Origin of the sequence: Catenuloplanes japonicus, from assembly GCF_000717135.1 — a bacterium.
Classification (GTDB): domain Bacteria; phylum Actinomycetota; class Actinomycetes; order Mycobacteriales; family Micromonosporaceae; genus Catenuloplanes; species Catenuloplanes japonicus.
Genome location: NZ_JNXY01000041.1, coordinates 1 through 23,744, shown reverse-complemented (window position 1 = coordinate 23,744; position 23,744 = coordinate 1). Strand labels below are relative to the sequence as shown.

General features: G+C 72.6%; 20 protein-coding genes and 2 pseudogenes. 11 read left to right on the top strand and 11 right to left on the bottom strand.

What is annotated here, in order from left to right:
• Window positions 1–261: 261 nt before the first annotated feature.
• Window positions 262–1,788: a flotillin family protein gene (locus tag OP04_RS43265; RefSeq protein ID WP_033345858.1), complete on the bottom strand. Its 1,527-nt coding sequence runs from the start codon at window positions 1,786–1,788 to the stop codon at window positions 262–264.
• A 10-nt stretch (window positions 1,789–1,798) separates the two neighbouring features.
• Window positions 1,799–2,317: a hypothetical protein gene (locus tag OP04_RS43260; protein ID WP_033345857.1), complete on the bottom strand. Its 519-nt coding sequence runs from the start codon at window positions 2,315–2,317 to the stop codon at window positions 1,799–1,801.
• Window positions 2,318–2,526: 209 nt separating this feature from the next.
• Between OP04_RS43260 and OP04_RS43255 the strand changes: the two genes are divergently transcribed.
• Window positions 2,527–5,094: a glycoside hydrolase family 97 catalytic domain-containing protein gene (locus OP04_RS43255; RefSeq protein WP_232323957.1), complete on the top strand. Its 2,568-nt coding sequence runs from the start codon at window positions 2,527–2,529 to the stop codon at window positions 5,092–5,094.
• A gap of 36 nt (window positions 5,095–5,130) precedes the next feature.
• Here the strand turns inward: OP04_RS43255 and OP04_RS43250 are convergent, their stop codons facing one another.
• Window positions 5,131–6,870 (bottom strand): phosphatidylglycerol lysyltransferase domain-containing protein, encoded by a 1,740-nt coding sequence (locus tag OP04_RS43250; RefSeq protein ID WP_051799955.1) that lies wholly within the window; start codon window positions 6,868–6,870, stop codon window positions 5,131–5,133.
• A 130-nt stretch (window positions 6,871–7,000) separates the two neighbouring features.
• On the opposite strand from OP04_RS43250, the gene OP04_RS43245 reads away from it, so the two are divergent.
• Complete coding sequence (locus OP04_RS43245; RefSeq protein ID WP_033345856.1) at window positions 7,001–8,014, top strand: hypothetical protein; 1,014 nt, start codon at window positions 7,001–7,003, stop codon at window positions 8,012–8,014.
• A complete protein-coding gene (locus tag OP04_RS43240; protein WP_033345855.1) occupies window positions 7,989–9,005 on the top strand; it encodes an alpha/beta hydrolase in 1,017 nt (338 codons plus the stop codon). Before OP04_RS43245 ends, OP04_RS43240 begins: the two co-directional genes overlap by 26 nt.
• 56 nt (window positions 9,006–9,061) lie before the next feature.
• Here the strand turns inward: OP04_RS43240 and OP04_RS43235 are convergent, their stop codons facing one another.
• A complete protein-coding gene (locus tag OP04_RS43235) occupies window positions 9,062–10,393 on the bottom strand; it encodes a sensor histidine kinase (RefSeq protein ID WP_232323956.1) in 1,332 nt (443 codons plus the stop codon).
• Between the two features lie 53 nt (window positions 10,394–10,446).
• Between OP04_RS43235 and OP04_RS43230 the strand changes: the two genes are divergently transcribed.
• Window positions 10,447–11,121: a response regulator transcription factor gene (locus OP04_RS43230; protein WP_033345853.1), complete on the top strand. Its 675-nt coding sequence runs from the start codon at window positions 10,447–10,449 to the stop codon at window positions 11,119–11,121.
• 74 nt (window positions 11,122–11,195) lie between these two features.
• Window positions 11,196–11,819 carry an SGNH/GDSL hydrolase family protein gene (locus tag OP04_RS43225; protein ID WP_232323955.1) on the top strand — a complete coding sequence of 208 codons (624 nt, stop codon included), beginning with the start codon at window positions 11,196–11,198 and terminating at the stop codon, window positions 11,817–11,819.
• Window positions 11,820–11,828: 9 nt separating this feature from the next.
• On the opposite strand, the gene OP04_RS43220 is transcribed toward OP04_RS43225, so the two are convergent.
• Window positions 11,829–13,883, bottom strand: coding sequence for a HelD family protein (locus OP04_RS43220; RefSeq protein ID WP_033345851.1), 2,055 nt, complete (start codon window positions 13,881–13,883; stop codon window positions 11,829–11,831).
• Window positions 13,884–14,207: 324 nt separating this feature from the next.
• Between OP04_RS43220 and OP04_RS43215 the strand changes: the two are divergent.
• A pseudogene (locus OP04_RS43215) lies at window positions 14,208–15,110 on the top strand (RNA polymerase sigma factor); the annotation flags it as partial.
• 723 nt (window positions 15,111–15,833) lie between these two features.
• On the opposite strand, the gene OP04_RS43210 reads toward OP04_RS43215, so the two are convergent.
• Window positions 15,834–17,087: a glycosyltransferase gene (locus OP04_RS43210; RefSeq protein ID WP_033345850.1), complete on the bottom strand. Its 1,254-nt coding sequence runs from the start codon at window positions 17,085–17,087 to the stop codon at window positions 15,834–15,836.
• A 98-nt stretch (window positions 17,088–17,185) separates the two neighbouring features.
• On the opposite strand from OP04_RS43210, the gene OP04_RS43205 reads away from it, so the two are divergent.
• Complete coding sequence (locus OP04_RS43205) at window positions 17,186–17,785, top strand: MarR family winged helix-turn-helix transcriptional regulator (RefSeq protein WP_033345849.1); 600 nt, start codon at window positions 17,186–17,188, stop codon at window positions 17,783–17,785.
• 4 nt (window positions 17,786–17,789) lie between these two features.
• Here OP04_RS43205 and OP04_RS43200 read toward each other — a convergent pair whose 3' ends face one another.
• Window positions 17,790–18,416 (bottom strand): NADPH-dependent F420 reductase, encoded by a 627-nt coding sequence (locus tag OP04_RS43200; protein ID WP_033345848.1) that lies wholly within the window; start codon window positions 18,414–18,416, stop codon window positions 17,790–17,792.
• Entirely contained in the window at window positions 18,416–19,441 is a 1,026-nt protein-coding gene (locus OP04_RS43195) for an LLM class flavin-dependent oxidoreductase (RefSeq protein WP_033345847.1), read from the bottom strand. The genes OP04_RS43200 and OP04_RS43195 overlap by 1 nt, the downstream gene beginning before the upstream one ends.
• 74 nt (window positions 19,442–19,515) lie before the next feature.
• Between OP04_RS43195 and OP04_RS43190 the strand changes: the two genes are divergently transcribed.
• Window positions 19,516–19,971, top strand: a complete 456-nt coding sequence (locus OP04_RS43190; protein WP_033345846.1) for a MarR family winged helix-turn-helix transcriptional regulator — start codon at window positions 19,516–19,518, stop codon at window positions 19,969–19,971.
• 186 nt (window positions 19,972–20,157) lie between these two features.
• The gene (locus OP04_RS43185; RefSeq protein WP_033345845.1) at window positions 20,158–20,445 is read left to right on the top strand and encodes an ATP-binding protein; all 288 of its coding nucleotides are present in this window, start codon (window positions 20,158–20,160) and stop codon (window positions 20,443–20,445) included.
• Between the two features lie 159 nt (window positions 20,446–20,604).
• Here the strand turns inward: OP04_RS43185 and OP04_RS43180 are convergent, their stop codons facing one another.
• Both OP04_RS43180 and OP04_RS43175 read right to left on the bottom strand, forming a co-directional pair.
• Window positions 20,605–21,273 carry an NADPH-dependent F420 reductase gene (locus OP04_RS43180; RefSeq protein WP_033345844.1) on the bottom strand — a complete coding sequence of 223 codons (669 nt, stop codon included), beginning with the start codon at window positions 21,271–21,273 and terminating at the stop codon, window positions 20,605–20,607.
• Window positions 21,270–21,881, bottom strand: coding sequence for an NADPH-dependent F420 reductase (locus OP04_RS43175; protein WP_033345843.1), 612 nt, complete (start codon window positions 21,879–21,881; stop codon window positions 21,270–21,272). Before OP04_RS43175 ends, OP04_RS43180 begins: the two co-directional genes overlap by 4 nt.
• 179 nt (window positions 21,882–22,060) lie before the next feature.
• Between OP04_RS43175 and OP04_RS43170 the strand changes: the two genes are divergently transcribed.
• The gene (locus OP04_RS43170; protein ID WP_033345842.1) at window positions 22,061–22,963 is read left to right on the top strand and encodes a LysR family transcriptional regulator; all 903 of its coding nucleotides are present in this window, start codon (window positions 22,061–22,063) and stop codon (window positions 22,961–22,963) included.
• Between the two features lie 52 nt (window positions 22,964–23,015).
• Window positions 23,016–23,228 (top strand): annotated as a pseudogene (locus OP04_RS43165) (nitroreductase family protein); the annotation flags it as partial.
• Window positions 23,229–23,236: 8 nt separating this feature from the next.
• Here the strand turns inward: OP04_RS43165 and OP04_RS55085 are convergent.
• Window positions 23,237–23,744: sensor histidine kinase (locus OP04_RS55085; RefSeq protein ID WP_033345840.1), on the bottom strand; the 508-nt coding region annotated here is incomplete at its 5' end.

Genomic DNA, 23,744 nt, shown 5'->3' with positions numbered 1-23,744 from the left:
GGCGATCAGGGGTTGCCGATGGCGGTCGCGGTCGCGGAGGCCGGATTCCCGCTGCACGCTCCGGCCCCCGCTTCCGGCGTGGTCCGGCAGCGTTGCTCCCGCGGGCAAACCTCGCGCCGGGCTCCGCTGGCGCTCCGCACGACGCGAGGAGCCGGTTCCGCCGTGGCCGGCTTCACACCACACCCCGTCGGGGTGTCCCCATGCCGTTCCCGTGGCATGAGAGACACCCCGATCAGGGTGAGACCGGCCCGGCTCTTGCGGTCACGCGGCCGACGCTTCTCCTGACTTCGCGGCCGTTGCCTCGCCCCCGGGAGTCACGGCAGCCTGCGTGGCGGGCACCGGCTTTGCGACAGCCGGTGCCGTCGCGCTCGGGGCGCGACCGTCCGTGGTGGCGTGGCCGTTACCGAGGCGGCCCAGCAGGCCGGCCAGGTCGACGCCGGTCAGGTCCGTACCGAGTTGCAGGCCCTGGGCCACGTTACTGGCCACCGCCCGGGTCAGCGACGACGCGCCGTCCGTGGAGATCACGGTCAGCTTGTCGATCTCGCCGATCGGGCGGCTGGCGGCCTCGACCACCTGGGGCAGCACGTGGGCCAGCAGGTCCAGGACGGCGGCGTCGCCGTACAGGTTGAAGGAGGCGGCCTTCAGGCGCATCGACTCGGCCTCGGCCTGGCCCAGGGCCCGCCACGCGGCACCCTCGGCCTGGCCCTCCAACTCGGTCGCGCGGGCCAGTGCGGTGCGCCGGGCCAGCTCGCCCTCACCAACCAGCCGGTCGCGTTCCGCGTCGGCCTGGGCTGCGGCGATCGTGCCCTGGCGGCGGGCGTCGGCGGAGAGGACCTCGGCGTTGCGGTGCGCCTCGGCCTCCTGCTCGACCCGGTAGCGGGCCGCGTCGGCGGGCTTGCGGACCTCCACGTCCAGCTCGCGTTCCTTCAGCTCGGCGTTACGCTCGGCGACCTTGCGCTTCTCGGTCAGGATCGCCTGGTTCTGCTCGGCCTCGGCCAGCGGGCCGGCCGCGGCGGACCGGGCCTTCGCGGCGTCGACCTCGGCCCGGATGCCGGCCTTCTTCAGCTCCAGGTTCCGCTCGGCCTCCGCGACCGACTCCTCGGCCAGCAGCCTGGCCTGCTCGGACGCCTGCCGGGCCAGCGACTCGGCGATGGCCGCGTCCTTGAGCACGCGCGCGGCCTCGGGACGGCCGAGGTCCTGCAGGTAGGTGCCCTCGGTGAGGATGTCCTGGACCTGGAACGTGTCCAGGACCAGGCCCTGGTTGGTCATCGAGTGCTCGGCCTCCTCCGCGACCGCGTTCGCGAACGCGACCCGGTCACCGATGATCTCCTCGATGGTCAGGCGGCCGACGATGGCGCGCAGCGAGCCGGCCAGCACCTCGCGGGTGAACTGGTCGATCTCCTTCTGCTGGTGCAGGAAGCGCTGGGCGGCGGCGCGGACCGCGTCCTCGGTGCCGCCGACCTTGACGATGGCGACGCCGTGCAGGTTGGTACGGATGCCGAGCTTGCTGACCGCGCCCTGGATGTCGACGCTGATCCGGCGGCTGGACAGGTCGAGCGACTGCTTGCGCTGCACGACCGGGAGGACGAAGACGGACGCGCCCATCACGACCTTCTGGCCGGAGAAGTCGAGCGAGCGGATGCCGGCCGCGTTGGTCACGGACCGGCCCTTGCGTCCGGTGATGATGAAGGCCTCGTTCGGGCCGGCGACCTTGATCCGGGAGAAGACGAACATCACGACGAGGAAGACCACCAGCACGCCACCGGCGGTCCCGATCAGAATCGGCATGTGCTGCTCCTTATGGCAGTGGAACGACGATGACGCTGGTGTCCGACGGCGCCTCGACGACGAAGACCTCGGCGCCGAGCGCGAGCGGGGTGTCCGCGCGGGCGTAGAGCTTCACCGGCAGCCCGCCGGCCCGGACGCGCACCTCGCCGTATCCGTGGACGGGGATCGCGGTGACCACCACGCCGATCGCGCCGACCAGGTCGGCGCGGGTGAGCGTGGCGTCGGTGGGGATGTTGCGGGCCCAGCGGGACAGCCGGACCGCCATGTAGGCGGTCGGTACCGCCGCCGCCACGCCGACGCCGGCCGCGGCCAGGAGCTGGCCGGTCGTCCGCGCGCCCATGACCTCGACCGCGATCGCGCCGCCGAAGCCGAACGCGCCGAGGAACGCGGCGATCGACTCGACCGAGGCGGGCCCGCCGAGGTCGACGTGCACCACCCGGAGTGCCCCGGCGCCGAGCAACGCCAGCGCCAGGATCGCCGCGCCGAAGCCGCCCACGAGCAGGAAGATCAGCGTAGGTGCATCCATCATGGACCCTCCTGACCGCCACAAGATCCCGCGTGGGTACGACCGGAGCGGTGATCACTCACCGTGCGGGCGCTCCACCGCGAGGGTAAACATGGCGTGCCAATCCGGCGGCTCCCGGCGTACCCCCGAATGATGATGTTGAATTTATTGCCCCTCGCCCCCGGGGTGCGTAAGGTCGTTGCAGCAATCGATTCCCGTCGTTGGGGGCCAACGTGCATGCGCTGCTGACCGCTGTCCTCGTCGCCTCCCTGATGCCCGGCGCTCCGGCAGCGGCGGCGGCCCGGGAGTGGACGGTCCCGGCCCCCGGCGGCGGGGTGACCGCGCGCGTCACGCTCGACGAGGGGCGGCTCGCGTTCGGCGTCGACGGCGTGCTGCCGGCCGCGCCGATCGGCCTGCGCACCACCACGGCCGATCTCAGTGCCGGGCTGAGCTTCGTGTCGCAGAGCGGCCGCACGGTCCGTGAGCGGTACACGATGACCACCGGCAAGCGGCTGGTCCGCGACACCACGCTGCGCGAGTCCACGTTCGCGTTCACCGGCGCGGGCGGCACCCGGCTCGACCTGGTCGTGCGCGTCTCGGCCGAGGGCGCGGCCTACCGCTATGCGCTGCCGGAGCCCGCCACCGTCACCGGCGAGGTCTCGTCCTGGACGGTCCCGGCGGACGCGGACGCGTGGCTGCTGCCGTACTCGCCGAACTACGAGGAGGCCTGGGTCCAGCGCACGGCCGGCGGCGCGCCCGCGGCGGACTACGGCTTCCCCGCGCTGTTCCGGACCGGCGGCTCCTACGTGCTGCTCACCGAGTCCGACGTGGACGGTCGCTATGCGGGCGGGCGGCTCAGGCACGCGGGTGGCGGCGCCTACACGGTCGCGCTGCCGGAGACGGCGATCGGCGCGGTCGGGCGCACACCCTGGCGGGTCGCGATCGTCGGCAGCCTCGCCACCGTCACCGGGAGCACGCTCGTCGACGACCTCGCACCGCCCTCGAAGATCAACGACACCTCGTGGGTACGCCCCGGCGTCGTCGCCTGGTCCTGGCTGTCCGAGCACGCGAGCCCGGCCGATCCGGTGCGCCAGCGGCAGTACATCGACTTCGCCGCCCGCAACAGCTGGCCGTACGTGCTGATCGACGAGGGCTGGGACACCGCCTGGGTGCCGGAGATCGTGCGCTATGCCCGTGCGCGCGGCGTCGACGTCATCCTGTGGCTGCACTGGACCACGCTGGACACGCCGCAGGAGCGCGACACGCTGCTGCCGCGGATCAAGGCGTGGGGCGTGGCCGGCTTGAAGATCGACTTCATGGACTCGGACAGCCAGGCCAGATTCCGCTGGTACGACGAGATCCTGCCCGCCACGGCCGCGCTGAAACTGATGGTCAACTTCCACGGTGCGACCACCCCGCGCGGGCTGCAGCGCACCTGGCCGCACGTGCTGACGCAGGAGGCGGTGCGCGGCGCGGAGCAGTTCCGGACGCGGGCCGCGACGAACACGATCTTCCCGTTCACGCGCAACGTGGCCGGTGGGATGGACTACACGCCGGTCACCTGGGCGGTCACGGACCGGGACACGACGGATGCGCACGAGGTGGCGCTGTCCGTCGTCTACGAGTCCGGCTGGCAGCACCTGGCGGACCGGTTCGAGACGTACGAGACACATCCGGAGGCGCTGCGCACGCTCAACCAGATCCCGACCGTATGGGACGAGTCGCGGCTGCTGTCCGGCGCGCCGGGACAGTCCGTGACCATGGCCCGGCGTGCCGGCGACCGCTGGTGGGTGGCCGGGCTGAGCGCGCTGCCGGCCGGGAACAGCACGGCCGGTCTCGACTTCCTCGGCGGCGGGCGATGGCTGGCCGAGACGCTGCGCGACGGCGACCACGGGCTGGTGCGGGAGAGCCGGATCGTGCGGCGCGGCGACACGCTGACCGTGCCGACGGCCGCGAACGGCGGTTTCGTGACCGTCGTCTGCCCCTACACCGGGGCGGCGAGCTGTGATCGCGCGATCGTGCCGGTGCCGGCGACCGTCCTGACCGTCAGCCCGGCGACGGCAGAGGCGCAGCCGGGCAGCACGCTGGAGGTCGCCGCGACGTTCACACTGCCGGCCGGCGGCCCGATCACCGAGGTGCGCCTGGCGCCGGCCGCGGGTGGCACGGCGGTGACCGCGGCCCGGCTTCGGGGCGGCGAGTCGGTCGCGGGTTCGTGGCGGCTGACCGTACCCACGGATGCTCTTGGGGCTGTCGACCTGCCGATCGTGGCAACCTATCTCTGGCAGGGCTCGACGGTGCACGTCGAGCAGGCGGTCCGGCTGTTCGTGCCGCCGCCGGCCCCCTCCGGCGACGCGTGGGTCAGCGACCTGCCGTTTCTCGGTGAGTCCAATGGGTACGGCCCGGTCGAGCGGGACCGTTCCAACGGTGAGCAGTCCGGTGGCGACGGCAATCCGCTGACGCTGCGTGGTGTCGTTCATCCGAAGGGGCTCGGCACGCATGCGGCGTCGGAGGTGACGGTGTGGCTCGGCGGGGCGTGCACGGTCTTCACCGCGGTCGCCGGCATCGACGACGAGGTGAGCACGCCGGGTTCGGCCGCGTTCGAGGTGGCCGGCGACGGCCGGGTGCTGGCGGGCACCGGCGTGCTGCGCAGCAGCGATCCCGGCTTCCAGGTCACCGCGGACGTGACCGGCATCCGTCGCCTCACGCTGCGGGTAACGGACGGCGGCGACGGCAAGAACTTCGACCACGCGGACTGGGCGGCCGCGCACCTGAGCTGCACGGGTCCGCGATCCGCCCAGTAGTTCTCCGCCGCGATCGGACGTGGCAGGATCACGTCGTCAGTGGTCTGCGGTGGCCGGTGTCCGGGACGGGGCGGGCAGGGGCACGAGAGCGGATCGGCGCGGGTGGGGCAGGAAGGACTCGGCGGACAGGACCCCGACCGCGATGCGGGGCAGGTCGCGGGCGGTCGGGAAGCACAGGTAGCGCGGGTGCCACTCCGGCTGGTACTTGGCGTTCGCGCGGTACAGGGACTCGATCTGCCAGGCCCGGGACGCCAGTCGCAGCAGCCGGTGCCACATCCGCAGCACCGGGCCGGCGCCCAGTTCGTCGGCGCGGGCGAAGACCGACCGCAGCACGGCAAAGTTGAGTGACACCCGGCGGACGCCGAACGCGGGCGCCGCTTCCACCGCGGCCACCACCATCAGTTCGGTCAGCCCGTTGCCCGCCTCACGGTCGCCGCGCATCAGGTCCAGCGAGAGACCGTCGTCGCCCCACGGCACGAACTGCAGCACGCCGCGGATCCGGGCCTCCGCGTCGCGGCAGATCACCAGCAGGCACTCGCCGTCGCCGGGCTCGCCGATGCGGGACAGCGCCATCGAGAACCCGCGCTCGACCGCGCCGTCCCGCAGCCGGTCCGCGGCCAGCACGGCATCGGCCAGTACCGCGGCCGGCAGGTCCCGCTGGCGGTCGACGCTGCACGTGTAGCCGGCGCGCTGCATGCGGTTCACGGCCTGCCGGACGCCACGCATCGGGCGGCCCTGCAGCGAGAATCCGCCGACGTCCAGGACCGCCTCGTCGCCGAGCTCGACCACGTCCAGACCGTGCTTACGGAACGCCTTCCCGGCCGCATTGCCGCAGCCCAGCACCGCGGGCGTCCAGCCGTGGGCGGCGCAGTCGGCGAGCCAGGCGCCGATCGCGTCCGGCCACGCGGACTCCGGGCCGATCGGGTCGCCGGACGCCAGGCTCACCCCGTTGATCACGCGGTAGGCGATGACGGCGGACCCGTTGGCCGCCCACAGCAGCGACTTGTCGTGCCGCAGCGCGAAGTAGCTGAGCGAGTCCTTCCCGCCGTGCCGGGCCAGCAGCGCGTGCAGGCCGGCCTCGTCGGTGACGGTCCGGTCCGGGCAGCGCGTGCCGGGACGGAGCAGCAGCACGATCGTGGTCCCGGCCGCGAGCAGGCCGAACGCGCCGGTGGTCCAGTCGACCATGTGCGCGGCGAACGGCGACGCGAACCGGACCGGGCCGGTCACCCCGAACACACCGAGCGCCGCGTGTACGGCCCAGTCCGCCGGGCCGCTGCCGGGCGCGAGCCGGTGGTGCCGGGTGGCGATCTCCAGGAAGCCCAGCGCGAAGCCGGTCGCCAGGAAGCCGGCGCCGACCGCGAACGCCCGCACCCGGCCGGTCCGCCCGGACGGGGACCGGAACTCGTGCCGCGCCGCGACGAGCAACGCGCACAGCGCGATCGAGACAAGGGCGGCACCGGGGGTACGGCCGACCTGCAGCAGGAAGCCGAGGCCGACCACGGTCATCGCGACCTGCCAGGCCCGCTGGTTCCCGCGGCGGAGCCCGGCGCCGAGGTAGATCAGCAGCGCGCCGCCGACCAGCATCGAGACGCGCGCGGTGAGCAGCCCCGCGGTCGGCATGAACTCCAGCACCATGGTCCGGCCGTGCCGGGGCTTCGCGAACGCGGCCCACATGTCGAACAGGCCGGCGAACTGCACGACCCTGGCGACCAGCGCGCGGCGCCGGGGCGGCCGCGTCTGCCAGGACGTGCGGGTGTCGGTGTCGGGCTGGCTCATCGTCGCTTCCGTTCCGGTCGGTGCGGCCGCTGTCCGGCGGTCGCACCGCGACGGTAGGCGCCCGAGAATGAGAGGACGATGAAAAGCCTTCTCATGAAGATCTCATCGTGCGTCTGCGACAGTCGCGGCCATGTCGCTCACCGGTAGACCGCTGATCGTGCTCGCGGCCCTGGTCACGCTGCTGGCGCTCGGGGCGACCGTGCTGTTGTGGCGCCGATCGGGGCGGTGGCGTCTCGTGGTCCGGCCGCTGGGCGTGCTGCTCGTCGAGGCGCTGCTGATCATCACCTGCGGCCTGTGGGCCAACCGGCACGCGCAGTTCTACCCGACCTGGTCCGCGCTGCTGGCGTCCGGCGGGAGCGGGCAGGCGTCGTATCCGAAGCCGGTCGGGGCGCTGGACCGGTGGGTGGCGGACCATGCGCCGCCGGACGGGACGTTCGCCTGGGAGCCGGCCGGCTGGGAGGGCTGGCATCTCACGCAGGCGCCGACCGTCACGCTGCCGCCGGACTACGCGGCCCACCCGGACCGCACCTTCTCCGCCGTGGTGATCGTCGGCGGGGCCGGCACGCCCGCACCGGACGACGCGAGGCTCGCCGATGATCACCACCGCGGTTCCGGCACGCCTGCCCGGGAGGGCGTCGTGCTGATCATCGTGCCGGTCACCGTGGCCACGCCGCCGGAGGTGCTCGCGACCGCGTTGCCCGCGGCGGTCACCCACGACCTGCGGGTGACCGGGCAGCGGTGGGCGATGGTCGCGCCGACCGCGGCCGTGCTCGCCACGTCGGTGGCAGCGATCGGCCTCGCCGCGGCCCGCTATCCCGCTTTCGCAGTCGTCAGCACGGACAAGAACGCCGCCGCGGGTACGAACAGCAGCACCGATGAGTCGCCCGGCACGGACACGGGCGCAGCCACCGGTGCCGGCACCACCGCGACTACCTGCACAACTACCGCCGCCGCCGTCGGCGCGGACAGGGGTACCAGCGCGGGTGCGGTGACCACGCTGCCCGCGGGGGTCGACGTGCACTGCGCGGCCACCCTGCCGGCCGCGGTCGACTGGGCGGTCTCGCAGACCCCGCCGCCGCTGGTGCCCGGTGCGCCGGCCGATCAGGAGGGACGCCCGCATGGCGCCGAACAGTCTCGCCGCTGAGCTGACCGCGCTCGGCGTGGCGCTGGCCGCCGCGATCGCGCTCGGCGTCGTCTGGGACCTGTCCGCGCGGCGGCGGCGCTTCGCGTACCGTGGGACGGTTTTGATCCTGTGTGTCTGCGCCGCCGCGGCGACCGGGCTGATCTGGCTGAACCGGCAGGTGGCCGCCTACCCCACGTGGGCGTCGCTGGCCGAGTCCGGCAAGCCGCCCGCGGACGCGGCCCCGCCGCCACGGCGCGCGGGTGGCGGGCATGTCGAGACGTTCACGGTCGAGGGCCGGGCGAGCGGGCTGACGCTGACGATGTACGCCTACCTGCCCGCCGGATACCAGCCCGGCCTCCGCTACCCGGTGATCGAGGCGTTGCACGGGTATCCGGCGTCGCCGCTGCAGTGGCTGGACAGCCTGGACGCGGTGGGCGTGCTCGACCGGGAGATCGAGGCGGGGCGGATGGCGCCGACGATCGTGCTGTTCCCGTATCAGACGCCGAAGCCGTCGCTGGACACCGAGTGCACGAACATGGCGAACGGGCCGCAGACCGAGACGTTCCTGACCGAGGACGTGCCGGCGTTCGCCGCGGCGCATCTGCCGGTACGGACCGATCCGGGCGCGTGGGGGCTGATCGGGTACTCGGCGGGCGGGTTCTGTGCGGCCAGTCTGCTGATGCGGCATCCGGACCGGTACGCGGCCGGGGCGAGCCTGTCCGGCTATCCGGATCCGGGGATCAAGGTCGGGGACGGGACTGAGCACACCACGTACAACCTGGTGTGGCGGTTGCGGAACATGCCGGTCCCGGCCGTGTCGCTCTATCTGGCGTGTGCGCGGACGGACCGGACCGCGCTGCGCGGGGCGACGGATCTGGCCCGGCTCGCGACCGCGCCGATGACGGTGACGACCGCGTTCGCCGACAACGGCGGCCACAACGCGCAGACGTGGGCCGCGTCCGCGCCGCCCGCTTTCGCCTGGCTGTCCGCCCGCCTGGCCCGGCCCGTGTGATGAGCCCGCCCGGCCCGGCTCGCGCCGTGAGCCCGCACGGCCGCGCCGTGAGCGCGTCAGGTCCGCAGGCGCACGGTCAGCACCGCGCCGTCGAGCGGCGGCCCGTTGCGCAGGTCGACCGTGCCGTCGTGCGCGGTCACGATCGCGCGGACGATGGACAGGCCCAGGCCGGAGCCGCCGGTGCCGCGGGCGGCGTCGCCGCGGACGAAACGCTCGAAGACGCCGCCGAGGACGTCGCTCGGGACGCCGGGGCCGTCGTCGGCGCACTCCAGGCGTACCCCCGCGGGCTCTTTGTGAATGATGAACCGCAGCCGGGTCGCGCCGGCGGCCGCGCTGTTGGCGGCCGCGTTGGCCAGCACCTGGCGCAGCCGGTCGGCGTCGGCGGGGACGACCACCGGCTCCCCGCTCGCGGTGATGTCGATGCCGAACGCGGGGGCGAGCACGCGCGCCTCCTCGGTCGCCAGGTCCAGCAGGTCGACCGGGTGGCGGTCGACGACGATCTCGCCGGCGCGGTGCCGGGCCAGCAGCAGCATGTGCTCGGACAGGCGGATGAGCCGGTCGGTCTGGTCGCGCGCGGCCAGCAGCGACTGCTCGACCTCGGCGCGGTCGTCGAGCGCGCCGAGCGCCAGTTCGATCTCGCCGCGGAGCACGGTCAGCGGCGTGCGCAGCTCGTGGCTGGCGTCGTCGACGAACGTGCGCTCGCGGGCGAACGCCATCTGCAGCCGGTCCAGCATCCGGTTGAGCGTGCGGCCGAGCGTGGCCAGTTCGTCGTCGCCGGGCACCAGGGGCAGGCGGCGGTCGCTGTCCAGCGACGAGATCGCGGCCGCCTCCTGGCTGAGCGCCTCGACCGGGCGCAGCGCGGCGCGGACCAGCAGCCAGCCGGCACCGACCAGGCCCGCGATCAGCACGGGCGCGGCGAGCAGCAGCACCAGCCACTGGCGGTCGATCGCGCTCTCGATCAACTCGGCGTCCGTGGCGACGGCCAGCACGTTTCCGGAGCCGTCGCCGACCGGGCCGGCCAGCACGGAGACCGGCACCAGGGTGCGGCCGACGCCGATCGGCAGCTCGATGTCCAGCCAGGTGTCGGCGCTGACGGCGCCGGCCAGCGCGGGGGTGAGCAGCCGGTTGCGGCCGAGCGCGGGCGAACCGGAGATCAGCGTGCCGTCGGCCGCGTAGAGCTGGGCGAGCGAGTCGCGCGCGACCGCGTGCGGGCTGCCGTCGCGCAGCGCGGTGATCAGGTGGTCGCGGCGGTCGTAGAGGTCGGTGCCGACCGCACCGGACAGCTGGTCGTCGAGCACGAGGCCGACCAGCCACAGGCACACCAGCAGCACCACGGTCGTGCCGGCAGAGAAGATCACCACCAGGCGGGTACGCAGTGAACGCGGCACCGGAACACGCCTCCTCACGGTCACCCCTTGTGATCGAACTTTATCCTGAGGCGATGAGAGCGCTGATCGTCGAGGACGACCCGGCGATGAGCACCATGCTGACCCGGGGCCTGCGCCGGGCCGGGTACGCGGTGGACACGGCCGCGACCGGCACGGACGCACTGTGGAAGATCAGCGAGAACGCGTACGACGTGGTCGTGCTGGACGCCATGATCCCGGATCCGGACGGTTTCCAGGTGTGCCGGCGCCTCCGCGACGACGGTCACTGGGTGCCGGTGCTGATGCTCACCGCGCGTGACAGCGTGACGGACCGGGTGCGCGGGCTCGACGCCGGCGCGGACGACTACCTGACGAAGCCGTTCGCGTTCGCGGAGCTGCTGGCCCGGCTGCGCGCGCTGGCCCGCCGTGAGCCCGCGGAACGCCCGGCCGAGCTGCGCGTCGGGGATCTGGTGCTCAACCCCGCCACCCGCACGGTACGCCGCGGGGAGGTGCCGATCGAGCTGTCCGCGAAGGAGTTCATGCTGCTCAACGAGCTGATGCGGCGGCCGGGCCAGACGTTGAGCCGCAGCCATCTGATCGATCATGTGTGGGATTTCGCCTACGAGGGCGGGTCCAACGTGGTCGACGTGTATATCCGCTATCTGCGGGACAAGGTGGATCGGCCGTTCGACCGGCAGACGATCGTGACGGTCCGGGGCGTGGGATACCGGCTGGACGACACGGCGTGAAATATGGTGTTTGCGCGGTCCTGTCGTTGCTGACCGCTTGTGCGCCCCCGCCCTACGCAGCTCCGGCTCCCGCGGTGGTCGTCGCGTTCGGCGACTCGGTGCCGGCGGGCAACGCGTGCGACTGCGTGCCGTTCCCGGAGCTCTATGCGCAGCGGCGGCCCGGTCCGGCCCGCGCGCTCAACCTCGGCATGGACGGCTACACCTCGGCCGACCTGCTGGACGAGGTGCGGGAGGCCGACCTCGGCGACGCCGTCACGGTGCTGATCATGGTGGGGGCGAACGACGCGGCGGACGCGTTCCCGGGCGCGGGCGCGGCCGGTTATGCGCGGATCGCGGCCCGGACCGAGGCGAACGTGGCCGAGGCGGTCCGGGCGATCCATGCGGCTACGGGCGACGGGCTGCCGGTGTTCGTGATCGGGTACTGGAACGTGGTGCAGGACGGGGACGCCGCCGCCTACGGTCCCGGGGAGGACGAGGAGGCGGCGGTCGCGACCGAGGACGTCAACCGGGCGCTGGCGGAGGCGGCGGCACAGACCGGGGCGACGTTCGTGCCGACGTACCCGCTGTTCAAGGGCGTGGACGGGCGGGCGGACCCGACCGGGCTGCTGGCGGAGGACGGCGACCACCCGAACGAGGCCGGGCATCAGGTCATCGCCGCGGCCATCCCGGTGCCGGGAACCGGGCCGGCGCAGGGCTGAGCGCGGTCCTCACGAGACGTGGAGCCGGCCCAGCTCCTGGGTGCAGCGGGTCAGCGCCACGTACAGCCCGTTCCAGCCGCGTGGCTCGGCCGCGATGCCGGCCTCGTCGACGACCAGCGCGGCATCCCACTCCAGGCCCTTCGCCTGCGTCGCGGTCAGCACCGGCACCCCCTCCAGCACCGGCAGCAGCGCGTCGATCCGGGCCACCGGCGCGACCACGCCGACCGTGCCGCCCTCCCACCGTTTCCGCAGCTCCTCGACGGCCTCCACGGCGGCGTCGGTCAGGCGGTCCGCGATCGCGAACCGTTCCCACGGCGCGATCCCGGAGGAGCGGACCGCGCGCGGCGGGCTGTTCCGGCTGCCGGCGCGCTCCAGGACCGGGCCGGTCAGCGCCATGACCTCGCGCGGTGTGCGGTAGCAGATGGTCAGCTCCGCGGCGGTCCAGCGGTCGCCGAGCGTGGCGTGCACGGCCTGCGCCCAGCTGGTGTGCCGGTGGGCGGCCTCGGCCTGGTCGATGTCGCCGACCGCGGTGATCGAGCGGCTGGGGCAGCGGCGCAGCACCATCTGCCACTGCATCTCGGACAGTTCCTGGGCCTCGTCGATGACGACGTGGCCGTACACCCAGTCGCGTTGGCTCCTGGCCCGGTCCGCGATGAACTCGCCCTGGGCCGCCGGGCTCGCCACGCTGCCGAGCAGGTCCGCGACCGCGTCGAGCAGCGGGAGGTCGCTGGACGCCCAGGTGCCGGGCTCGGCCGCGACGAGCGCAGCCTCCCCCGCTGACAGGAATGCCGGATTTTTCAGGAAATAGCGCAGCACGTCGGCAGGGTCGCGCGTGGGCCAGACCGACTCGACGAAACGGCCGATCACCTCGTGCGACGCGATCCGCTCGCGCAGCTCCTCGATCTCCTCCTCGGACATCAGCCCGTCCACGTCCGAACCGGACCGGCCGTCGCGCACCCCGTCCGGCCGGCCACCGCGGTCGAACCGGGCCAGGATCTCCTCGAAACCTTCCTCCATCTCGTCCAGCAGCGCGGCCCGCTGCTCCGCGACCGCCTCCGCCAGGACCTGGAACAGCTGCTCCGCGAAGGCCGTGCGCGCCCGGTGGTACGACCGCCCCGGCACGGCCGAGGCCAGCATCTGCGCCACGACGTCCGCGCCGATCACGTACGCCTCGCCCTCCCACCGCAGCGTCAGCTCACGCGCCCGGGGCAGCAGCGACCGCACGTGCGCCTCCAGCGCCGGCTGCCACGCGGCCCGGCCCTTGATCTCCGCCACCCGCCGCGACTCCGTGCGCTCCACCTGCGCGCCGGGCAGCAGCGTGTCACACGTCGCGGAGACGACCGCGGTCTCGCCGAGCGCGGGCAGCACCTGCGCGATGTAGGTCAGGAACCGCACGGACGGGCCGAGCACCAGCACCGCCTGCTCCGCCATCCGCCGGTGCGTGAACAGCAGATAGGCCACCCGGTGCAGCGCGACCACGGTCTTGCCGGTGCCGGGGCCGCCCTGCACGATCAGCGGCCCGGTCGCCTCCGCGCGGATGATGTCGTCCTGCTCGCGCTGCAGCGTGGAGATCGCGGTCGACATCGTGCCGGTACGACGCTCGTTCAGCGCGGACAGCAGCGCGCCCTCGCCGACCAGGTCACCGGTGGAGGTGCCGTCCAGCGGCTCGTCGTCCACGCCGACCACGACCGGGCCGTCCGTGCGGACATGCCGGCGCCGGGCCTGCCCCTGCCGATCCACCGGCGTCGCCGTGTAGAACGGCCGTGCCGCGGGCGCCCGCCAATCGATCACCAGCGGGTCCGCGTTCTCGTCCTCGTCGCGGATCCCGGCGCGGCCCACGTGCAGCACCGTGCCGTCGCGCCCGTCGAGCCGCCCGAACACCAGCCCGTCCGCCGGCAGCTCCTCGTACTGCCGCCGCAGCCTGCGGTGCCGGGCACGCTCGGTCGCGTCCTCCGCGGGCACGGCCAGCTCGGCCGCGAGGTGCGCGGCCAGCCGGTCGCGCTGCGCCGTCGCGATGTCGAGAAAGCGTTGTTCCTCCGCGACGGCGGAATCATGTCGGCGCATAACCTGACCTCGAATTGATCGGCTCATTCCGAGCGGCAATGTTAAGCGGATTCCACGCCCGGCCGCGGCCGGGAAACGCCTGGAAGAGACGGTTCTCTCACCGGCTTGCACCCGGCGCCGCGATAGTGATCTCACGGCCCGAAATTCGTACTTGACGACAAGCATTTCATGTGTGCAAATGCGTTTTACCGGTGTGAGGTCTGCGGAAAAACGCAGAAGGCGGCACACTGTACGCACCACCGCTCGCCACGGCGCGGACCAGGAAACACGACGAAGGGGGCGGTCACGGTGCTGGACATCGAGGAGGAGACGGCGCCCGTCATCGCCGCCGACCCGGTGCGGGCCTACCTGAAGGAGATCGGCCGCGTCCCGCTGCTCGGCGCGGACCAGGAGGTCGACCTGGCCAAACGCGTCGAAGCCGGCCTCTACGCCCATCACCTGCTGCACCTCGACCGCGCGCTCGACCCGGTGCTCGCCGCGGACCTGCGCGCGATCGCCCGCGACGGCGTCCGCGCCCGCGACCACCTCCTCGAGGCGAACCTGCGGCTGGTCGTCAGCATCGCCAAGCGCTACACCGGTCGCGGCATGGCGTTCCTGGACCTGATCCAGGAGGGCAACCTCGGTCTGGTCCGCGCGGTCGAGAAGTTCGACTACGCCAAGGGTTTCAAGTTCTCCACGTACGCCACCTGGTGGATCCGGCAGGCCATCGCGCGCGCGATGGCCGACCAGTCCCGCACGATCCGGCTGCCCGCGCATCTGACCGAGGTGCTCAGCCGCGTCAAACGCGCCCAGCGCGAGCTGCTGCACAAGCTCGGCCGCGACGCGACGCCGGAGGAGCTGGCGGCGGAGATGGGCAGCACGCCGGAGAAGATCCTCGAGGTGCAGCGGCACGCCCGCGACCCGATCTCGCTGGACGCGTCGCTCAACGGGGAGGACACGTCGCTCGGCGACCTGCTCGCGGATCGCGACGCGGTGGTGCCGCTGGACGCGGCCAGCGCGGCGCTGCTGTCCGACGCGCTGGCGGAGATCCTGAAGACGCTGACGCCGCGCGAGGCCGGAATCGTCCGGATGCGTTACGGCTTCACGGACGGCACGCTGCACACGCTCGACGACATCGGCCGCGTCTACGGCGTCACCCGCGAACGCATCCGCCAGATCGAACACCGCACGCTGGCCAAACTCCAGCATCCGGCGCGTTCCCACACGCTTGAGGGATATCTGGACTGACCATTTCCCCCTCCGGGAAAAGCCACATTCTTTTTTCTTCCCACTTCGCGGTGGTTGCGGTCCGCATGCCCCCGCGGGCACCGGTCGTCGCTGGCGCTCCTCCCTTCCGCTTCCGCGGTGGTGCCGAAAAACCCGTGCGGTTCTCCGGCCGCTCCGGCCGGGTCCGCCGCACGCGACACTCGACATGCGGAAGCAGATCGCCGCGTCACGACTCGGCGTGCGCAAGCGGGTTTCCGCGTCACGGCTCGGCGGGCGGGGGCAGGTCGCCGCGTCGCGGGATTTCGGCGGGCAGAGGCAGGTCGCCGCGTCGCGGGATTCGGCTTGCGGGAGTCCGGGCGCTGACTCGCCCGAAATTTCGGCGCTGAGCGGACTATCTACCGAAATTTCGGGCGCAGAGCGCCCTGAAGCGGCCGATCGCAGCAACCCGCACGGGTGTGCCGGACCACGACGGCACCGGCTCCTCGCGTCGTGCGGAGCGCCAGCGGAGCCCGACGCGAGGTTTGCCCGCGGGAGCAACGCTGCCGCATCACGCCGGAAGCGGGCAAGCAAGATCTTGATCTTGGGTTGTCGTCTCTTGATCGGTGCGCGTACCGGCGGCACGCCGAGGGGCCGGACCATCGCGTCAGCGGACTCGGGGTCTGGGGTCGTCCCCAGGCAAACTCAAGCGCCCGCGGGAGCAACGCTGCCGGACCACGCCGCGCGCGGGTACATGAATTGGGATTGTCATCGGGTCTCGATGATTTCGACGGCGCGGGTGGTGGCGTCTTCGGTGGCCATGTTGGCGGCGATGGCTTGGGCGCGGCGGGCGGGGGCGGGGAGCAGCAGTGGGGCGATGGCGGTGGAGAGCGTGGTGGCGGTGAGGGCGGCCAGGGGGATGGTGGTGCCGACGCCGAGGCGGGTGACGGCACGGCCCCAGAGGGCGCGGTCGGCGAAGTCGGCGCAGATGACGGTGGGGAGGCCGGCGCCGATGGAGGCGGCGGTGGAGCCGGCGCCGCCGTGATGGACCGCGATGCGGCAGCGGGGGAAGATCCGCTCGTGGTCGACGGCGCGGCGCAGGAGGATCTGGGGGTCGGCGCCGGGGAGTGCGAGGTTGCTCCAGCCGGCGTTGAGGAGAACGCGGACGCCGAGGCGGGTGGCGGTGCGGCGGATCTCCTCGACCAGGCGGGGTCCGTCGAGGACGGGCTGGCTGCCGAAACCGATGTAGACGGGCGGGTCTCCGGCGTCGAGCCAGCGGGTGAGTTCCGGGTCGGCGTGGTCGGTGCGGATCAGGGCGCGGTGTTCCGGTTCCAGGCGCAGGGGGCCGATGAGCGGGCGGCGCGGGTTCCGGTCGGCCAGCTCGGGGGTGAGGAAGCGGCTGTAGGCCTGGAGTTCCAGGATGCCGGCGCGGGCGAAACGGACCGTGGCGGGCCGGGTGACGGGCGGGAGGCCGAGGTCGGCGCGGAGGCGGTTGACGTCGGCGGCGTTGTGGCGCCACTGGGTGCGTTCGAACAGCTGGTGGGTCAGGCGGGTGAGCGGGGCGGGGAGGCGGCGGGCGGTGACGAACGGGGAGGCGTAGTACGGGTTGGAGCGGGTCGGGAAGTAGTGCAGCGCGATGAACGGGACGCCGAGCCACTCCGCGAGCGAGGAGCCCTCCTCCTCGACCAGGCGGGTGCCGATGACGACGTCCGCGCCCTTGACGGCGGTGGTCAGGTCGGCGTGGACGGCGCGGATGACCTCGCGTTTCTTGGTGACGAGCAGGCGCACGTACTCCCGGCTGTTGCCCGCGGCCAGGAAGCGCTGGCCGTCGGGGGACTCCAGGAACTCCCGGGTGTCGAGGCTGACCGGGGTGGCGTCGAAGCCGGCCTCGCGGGCGAACGGGACCAGGTCCACCGGGACGGCGAGCGCGACCTCGTGGTCGCGGGATCGCAGCCGCCAGGCCAGGGCCAGCGCGGGTTCCACGTCGCCACGCGTACCTACGGCCAGAATGACCACTCGCACGGTCGTCTCCCCTCCGGAATCGTCACCTCCTTGACGAGCGGCGCGGAGAACGGCTCACGTGAGCCGTGACACTTCCCAGTGCCAACTATCCTGGGGGGATGAGTGACGTTCCCGGCCCGCCGCCGGCCAGTCAGATGCTGGCCGGGCTGGCGCGGCTGGGGCAGGCCGTGCGGATGGAGGCGTGGCGCAACGCCGGGCCGCACAATCTGTCCCCGTTGCAGGCCGACATCGTCCTGCTGCTGCAGACGCGCCGGGTCGCGCTGCGGCAGGGTGACATCGTGACCGCGCTCGCGTCCACGCCGCCCACGGTGTCGGATGCGGTGAAGGTGCTGCGGCGCAAGGAGTTGCTGTCGGCGGACCGTGACCCGGCGGACGCGCGGGCGGTGCTGCTCGGCCTGACCGAGGCGGGGCGGGCCGAGGCGGCACGGCTGAACGTGATGTCGGAGAGTCTGGGCAGCGCGGTCGGGACGCTGCCGCCGGACGATTTCGCGGCGACGCTGCGGGGCATCGTCACGCTGATGCGCGAGCTGCAGGACCGCAGGCTGATCCCGGTCTCACAGATGTGCCTGACCTGCCGGTTCTTCGTGCCGGACGCGCATCCGGCCGAGACCGGCAGGCCGCACCACTGCAATGTCGTGGACGCGCCGTTCGGGGACGGCGAGCTGCGGGTGACCTGCCCGGACCACGAGCTGCCGTGAACGGTCAGCGCCTCCCGTCGAAGCGGGCCAGCATGGCGGTGACCTCGGCCGCGTCCGTGTTCGCGCCGAAGAGTTCCGTGCCGGGTTCCATCCGGATGCCCTCGGACAGCGGGCCGGCCACGACCGGGTCGAAGCCGAGCCGGTCGACGAGCGCGGCGGCCTCGGCCAGGTCGGCGGGTTCGCCGGCTATCGCGATCGCCTTGCGCCCTGGCGCACCCCCTGGCCGGGGTTGCTCTTCGAGGTCGTGATAGCCCATGTGGTTGAAGCCTTTGACGACGCGGGCGCCCGCCAGGAACGCCTGGACGATCTCGCTGGACGAGGTGAGGTCGTCGCGGACGCCGTCGACCTCCCACCAGTAGTTCATCGCGTCGACGACGAGCTTGTCCTTCAGGAGCGCGGCGGGCACGGTGCGGTACTTGCCGAGCGGCAGCGCGAGGATCACGATGTCGGCGCGCGCTGCCGCCTCGTCCGCGGTCACGGCGACGGCGCCGGGCGTGAGGATCTCGACGATCAGCCGGATCTTCTCGGGCGGGCCGGAGCCGGCGATCAGCACGTCGTAGCCGGCCGCGGTCGCGAGCCGGGCCAGGACCGTGCCCAGCTTGCCGGCGCCGAGGATGCCGATGGTGCTCATCAGTTCTCCGTCATCATGTCGCGGACCATGGGGAACACCTTCGCGCCGAGCAGCTCGACCGCGCGGGTACGGGCGCTGATCGGCTGCGCGCCGACCGTGTAGATCAGGTCGAAGCGTCCCACGCCCAGGGCCTTCGCCGCACGGGCGATCTTCCGGGCGACGGTCTCCGGCGATCCGATGTAGAGCGAGCCGTGCGCCACCTCCTGGTCGAACTCGGCACGGCGGAGCGGCGGCCAGCCGCGCAGCGCGCCGATCCGGTCGCGCTGGACCTTGTAGTGCGGGTAGAACAGCTCCTTCGCCTGCTCGTCCGTGTCCGCGACGAAGCCGGGCGAGTGCATGCCGACCGGGTGCGCGACCGTGCCGAGCTGCTCCGCGGCCCGCCGGTAGAGGTCGACGTAGGGCGCGAACCGTTCCGGCTGACCGCCGATGATCGCGAGCATCAGCGGCAGGCCGTGCCGTGCGGTGCGGACCACGGACTGCGGCGAGCCGCCGACGCCGACCCAGGTGTTCAGCCGGCCGGACTCGGTCTTCGGGAAGACGTCCGCGTCGGTCAGCGCGGGCCGGGTGGTGCCGGACCAGGTGACCGGTTTCTCGTCGAGCAGCTTCACGAACAGGTCGAGCTTCTCCTCGAACAGCACGTCGTAGTCGGCCATGTCGTAGCCGAACAGCGGGAACGACTCGGTGAACGAGCCGCGGCCGAGGATCGCCTCCGCGCGCCCGCCGGACAGCGCGTCGACGGTGGCGAAGCGCTGGAAGACGCGGACCGGGTCGTCCGAGCTGAGCACGGTGACGCCGGACGCGAGCGAGATGCGCTTGGTCACGGTCGCGATGCCGGCGAGCACGGTCTCCGGCGTGGAGATCGCGTACTCCGGGCGGTGGTGCTCGCCGAGCGCGATCACGTCGACGCCCAGCTCGTCCGCGATCACGGCCTCGCTGACCACCTGCTTGATCGCGGCCGCGTGCGACACCAGCACGCCCTCGTCGTTCTCCGGGCGGTCGCCGAACGTGTCCAGACCCAGGATCATGACGAACTCCTCAAAATAATTGACACATCAATCAGCGGTACGATGGACACGTCAACCACTGGAGGTGAACCTTTATGCCCGGCCCCCGCAAACTTCCCGACCGAGACGAGCTCGCCGTCTGGCGCGACTTCGTCGAAACCACCGACCGCCTGCGCAGCCGCATCACCACCCGCCTCCACGACGACACCGGCCTGTCCTCCGGCGACTACGCGGTCCTGCTCGCACTCAGCGAGGCCCCCGGCAACCGGCTGCGCTCGTCCGCGCTCGCCGCCCACATCGACTGGGAACGCAGCCGCCTCTCCCACCACCTCGGCCGCATGGAACGCCGCGACCTGATCCACCGCGAGAGCTCCCCCGACGACAGCCGCGGCGCCGAGATCATCCTCTCCCCCACCGGCGCGTCCGCCTTCCACGCCGCCACGGTCCCCCACCTGCGCGCCGTCCGCGAGATCTTCGTCGACGCCCTCACCCCGGAGCAGCTGAAGGCCGCCGGCGAGATAGCGGCGGCACTCCGCGCGCATTTCCGCTGACGCGCCGTCAACATTCATCCACCGACTTCGCGGGCGGTTGCGGGCGCTGCGCGCCCGAAATTTCGTCATAAAGGAAACAGGTCACGACGACCCCATAGTGATCACTCACGACCACGGATGGTAGGCGGCCTGCCGGTAGACTCCACGGAAGTAAGATTGAATCTAACTTCGGAGCGACCGATATTCGTGGGACGCAGCGCGGAACTCCGCCGGATAAGCAAGCGCGTCGATGAGATCCGGCGCACCGGGCAGGGCCGGTCGCTGGCGATCCGCGGACGCCGACAGGTCGGCAAGTCCCGTCTCGTGCAGGAGCTCTGCAATCGCACCGGCCTGCCGTGCTGCTTTCACACCGCGGTCAAGGGCGCGTCCGCCACCGAGGCGGTCGGGCTGTTCCATCGCACGCTTCGCGAGTCGACGCTGCTCACCGAGACCGCCCGGAACCTGCTCCCCGCGGCCGCGCCGGCCGGTGGGTGAGGAGACATGCTGCGCCGCGACGCCCCGTCCGTTCCCGGCTTCGACCCCGCCACCAGTGGGCTGGTCGTCGTCAGCCGCTCCGGGGCTGATATTCCCGCTGGTGAGGTGGGTGTGGTCCGGGGGCCCGGCGACGTCGTGGGGGCCTGGAACGCATAGGGGTCAGCGCGTGGCGAGGGCCAGGGCCGTGCGGATGGTGGCCTCGTCGGCGGGCCGGCCGCGCTCGTGCGAGAAGGGGCCGTAGGACGTCGCCCAGACCGGGGTGCCGGTGGACTGGCGCCACCCGTCGGCGAGCCGGCCGGCGTCCACCACGCCGTAGCCGAGGGAGTCGATGAACGCGGTCACGGTCGCTCTCGCGGGTGCCGAGTCGCCGGCGATCGGGACGAAAGAGCGGTCGGGGGCGCCGGACGGGCGGGCGAGGGACAGCAGATGCTTGACGAAGATGTTGTTGAAAGCCTTCACCAGGAAGGCGTCCGGGACGTACCGCTGCAGCAGTTCGCTTGAGGTGAGCGAGCGGCTGTCGAGCTCGGGGACGGGGCCGTCACGCTCGGGGCCGTAGTTGCACACGTCGATGACCGCCTTGCCGGCCAGCGGCGCGGCGGGGAGGTGCGGGAACGCGCTGACCGGGACGGTGATCACGACGATGTCGCCGGCCGCGGCGGCCTCCGCGCTCGTTGCGGCGGAGGCCTGCGGGCCCAGGGACGCGGCCGTGTCCCTGAGCGTCGCGGGACCACGTGAGTTGCTGAGCACAACCCGGTGGCCGGCGTCGACGGCGAGCCGGGCGATGGCGAGGCCGATGCTGCCGCTGCCGACGAGTCCGACCGTGGTCATGAAAGGGCCAGGGCGGCGTCGAATCCGGCGCCGTTGTCAGCCAGGCCGACCAGGAGGAATCCGGCCCATTCGAGCGCGTGGGTCAATTCGAGTCCGCCGGCGTCGCGGGGGCGCATGCCGAGGCTTTCCAGGAATGCGGCGACCCGCGCTTTCGCGTCGGCGTCCTCGCCGGCAAAGAATGCGTCGAGAGGGCCGTCCTCGGCGATGACGCCGCCGAAAATGGTATTGAACGCCTTGACGACGTGAGCGCCCTCGGGGGCGACGGCGGCGATCTGCTGGGCCACCGAGTTGCCCTGGGACGTGGCGAGGCCGCTGGCGTCGGTCTTGAACGGGTTGGTGATGTCGACGAGAATCGTGCCGGTCAGCGCGTCGCCGTAGTGCGTGACCACGTCGACCGCGGCAGCGTGACGCACGGCCACGATGACGATGTCGCCGGCCGGGCGGGCGCCGAACGTGCCGGCGGTGGCGCCGTTGCCGATCTGCTCCGCGAGCGCTCGCGCCTTGCCGGCGTCGCGGCTCATGAGCTCGACGGTGTGGCCGTGCTTGGCGGCCCGGGTGCCGATGGCGGCGGCCATGTTGCCCGCGCCGATGATGCTGATGGTGGTCATGATGTGTCTTCTCCTGCCGTATTCGGAAAGGACGCGCATCGCGTTTTCCCATTGCCTGCCGTGCTGTTTCGGACGACCCATTCGGTTACCTGTCGAGAATGCCTCCGGCCCGGTCGGCTGTCCAAGACCTCTTTCGGCCGCTGCGATACCCTCAAGGCATCGCCGGACCGGGAGGCTCCATGGATCTGGACCTGCGCAAGTTGCGCTACTTCGTCGCCGTCGCGGACCGGCTGCACTTCGGCCGCGCCGCCGAGGAGCTGCACATCGCGCAGCCGGTGCTCAGCCGGCAGATCCGCGCGCTGGAGCATGATCTCGGCGCGCCGCTGTTCACCAGGGACAGCCACGGCGTGACGCTGACCGACGCCGGCCGGCAGTTGCTGACCGACGCCGGTCCGCTGCTGGCCTCCGCGCACGCGGTCCGCCGCCGGGTGACGGTGGCCGCGCGTGGCAGCCGGCGGCTGATGGTCGGGTTCCGGGCGGGCATCACGGCCACCCCGGCGGTACGGAGGTTCGCCGTCCGGCATCCGGACGTGCTGGTGGACGTGCAGCGCATCGAGTGGGACGACCAGGCCGCGATGCTGCTGGACGGCCGGATCGACGTCGCCTACGTGCGGCTGCCGATCGACGAGGCCGGGCTGCGCGTGATCCCGCTCTACGCGGAGCCGCGGGTGGCGGTGCTGCCCGCGGGCCACCGGCTGGCCGGCAAGGAGCAGATCACCGAGGCCGACCTGGCCGGTGAGCCGCTGGTCTGGCACGCGGACGCGAGCACGCAGCCCACCCGTCGCCCGCACCCGAACGCCGGATATCGGGCGCGCGGCGTGGACGAGACGCTGGAGCACGTGGCGGCCGGTCGCGGCATCTCGTTCCTGGCCCGGTCCGCGACCGTGTTCTACACGCATCCGGAGGTCAGCTACGTGCCGATCCCGGACCTGGCGCCGGACCAGGTGCACCTCGCGGTGGCCGCGTCGCTCACCTCGCCCGTGGTCGACGACTTCGTCACCGCGGCCCGGGAGACGGCCGGGGTCACGGCGGAGTGCGGCAACTACGAGATGTGGCAGCTCGGCGGCGCGCCGGAGAACTAGCGCATGGCGTGGTCGATGAGGATCTCGGCGGCGACGCGGGCGTGGCGCGCAGACGTTGCTGCTGGCCATGGCCGCGCACGGGATCTCCAGCTGCCCGCAGGCGCTGCTGAGCTTCTACGCCGACACGGTGCGCGAGACGCTCGGCATCACCGGCGGCCGCCTGCTGTTCGGCGTCTCGTTCGGCTACGCCGACCCCGGCGCGCCGATCAACACGATCCGGGTCGGCCGCGAGCCGCTGAACCGCACGACCCGCTTCCATCGGTAGCGGGCGCCTCACCAGGGCAGCCACGCCTCCAGCGTGAAGCCGCCACCCGGCTCGCGGCGGTGATCGAGCCGGCCACCGGCCAGCGACGCGCGTTCCGCCAGGCCGATCAGCCCGGTCCCGGTGCCGGGAATGACCGACGCGCGCGTGTCGACGGCGCCGGGGTTGCGGACCGTGATGGACAGTCCCTTCCCGGGCTCGCCGGTGACGTCGACCGTGACGCGCGCGCCCGGCGCGTGCTTGCGGGCGTTGGTCAAACCTTCCTGGATCATGCGGTACGCGGTGCGCCCGACCACGTCCGGCGGCGGCACCTCCACGGCCGGCAGCGACAGTGCGACCCGGGCACCGGCCGCGCGCGACTCCTCGACCAGCGTGGTCAGGTCCGCCAGCGTCGGCTGCGGGCGCTCCGGATCTCCCTCTCGGGCCGGCTCGCGCAGCACGCCGATCACCTCGCGCAGGTCCTGCAACGCCTGATGCGCACTGGCCCGGATCACCCCCGCCGCCTTCGCCACCTCCGCC

What these genes read in the sequence shown, in the direction of transcription:
- OP04_RS43230 (WP_033345853.1), top strand. Translation starts at nt 10,447, where the DNA reads ATGAGAGCGCTGATCGTCGAGGACGACCCGGCGATGAGCACCATGCTG.
- OP04_RS43190 (WP_033345846.1), top strand. Translation starts at nt 19,516, where the DNA reads ATGCCCGGCCCCCGCAAACTTCCCGACCGAGACGAGCTCGCCGTCTGG.
- OP04_RS43250 (WP_051799955.1), bottom strand. Translation starts at nt 6,870, where the DNA reads ATGAGCCAGCCCGACACCGACACCCGCACGTCCTGGCAGACGCGGCCG.
- OP04_RS43200 (WP_033345848.1), bottom strand. Translation starts at nt 18,416, where the DNA reads ATGAGCACCATCGGCATCCTCGGCGCCGGCAAGCTGGGCACGGTCCTG.
- OP04_RS43240 (WP_033345855.1), top strand. Translation starts at nt 7,989, where the DNA reads ATGGCGCCGAACAGTCTCGCCGCTGAGCTGACCGCGCTCGGCGTGGCG.
- OP04_RS43260 (WP_033345857.1), bottom strand. Translation starts at nt 2,317, where the DNA reads ATGATGGATGCACCTACGCTGATCTTCCTGCTCGTGGGCGGCTTCGGC.
- OP04_RS43195 (WP_033345847.1), bottom strand. Translation starts at nt 19,441, where the DNA reads ATGATCCTGGGTCTGGACACGTTCGGCGACCGCCCGGAGAACGACGAG.
- OP04_RS43245 (WP_033345856.1), top strand. Translation starts at nt 7,001, where the DNA reads ATGTCGCTCACCGGTAGACCGCTGATCGTGCTCGCGGCCCTGGTCACG.
- OP04_RS43265 (WP_033345858.1), bottom strand. Translation starts at nt 1,788, where the DNA reads ATGCCGATTCTGATCGGGACCGCCGGTGGCGTGCTGGTGGTCTTCCTC.
- OP04_RS43220 (WP_033345851.1), bottom strand. Translation starts at nt 13,883, where the DNA reads ATGCGCCGACATGATTCCGCCGTCGCGGAGGAACAACGCTTTCTCGAC.
- OP04_RS43180 (WP_033345844.1), bottom strand. Translation starts at nt 21,273, where the DNA reads ATGACCACGGTCGGACTCGTCGGCAGCGGCAGCATCGGCCTCGCCATC.
- OP04_RS43175 (WP_033345843.1), bottom strand. Translation starts at nt 21,881, where the DNA reads ATGACCACCATCAGCATCATCGGCGCGGGCAACATGGCCGCCGCCATC.
- OP04_RS43205 (WP_033345849.1), top strand. Translation starts at nt 17,186, where the DNA reads ATGAGTGACGTTCCCGGCCCGCCGCCGGCCAGTCAGATGCTGGCCGGG.
- OP04_RS43170 (WP_033345842.1), top strand. Translation starts at nt 22,061, where the DNA reads ATGGATCTGGACCTGCGCAAGTTGCGCTACTTCGTCGCCGTCGCGGAC.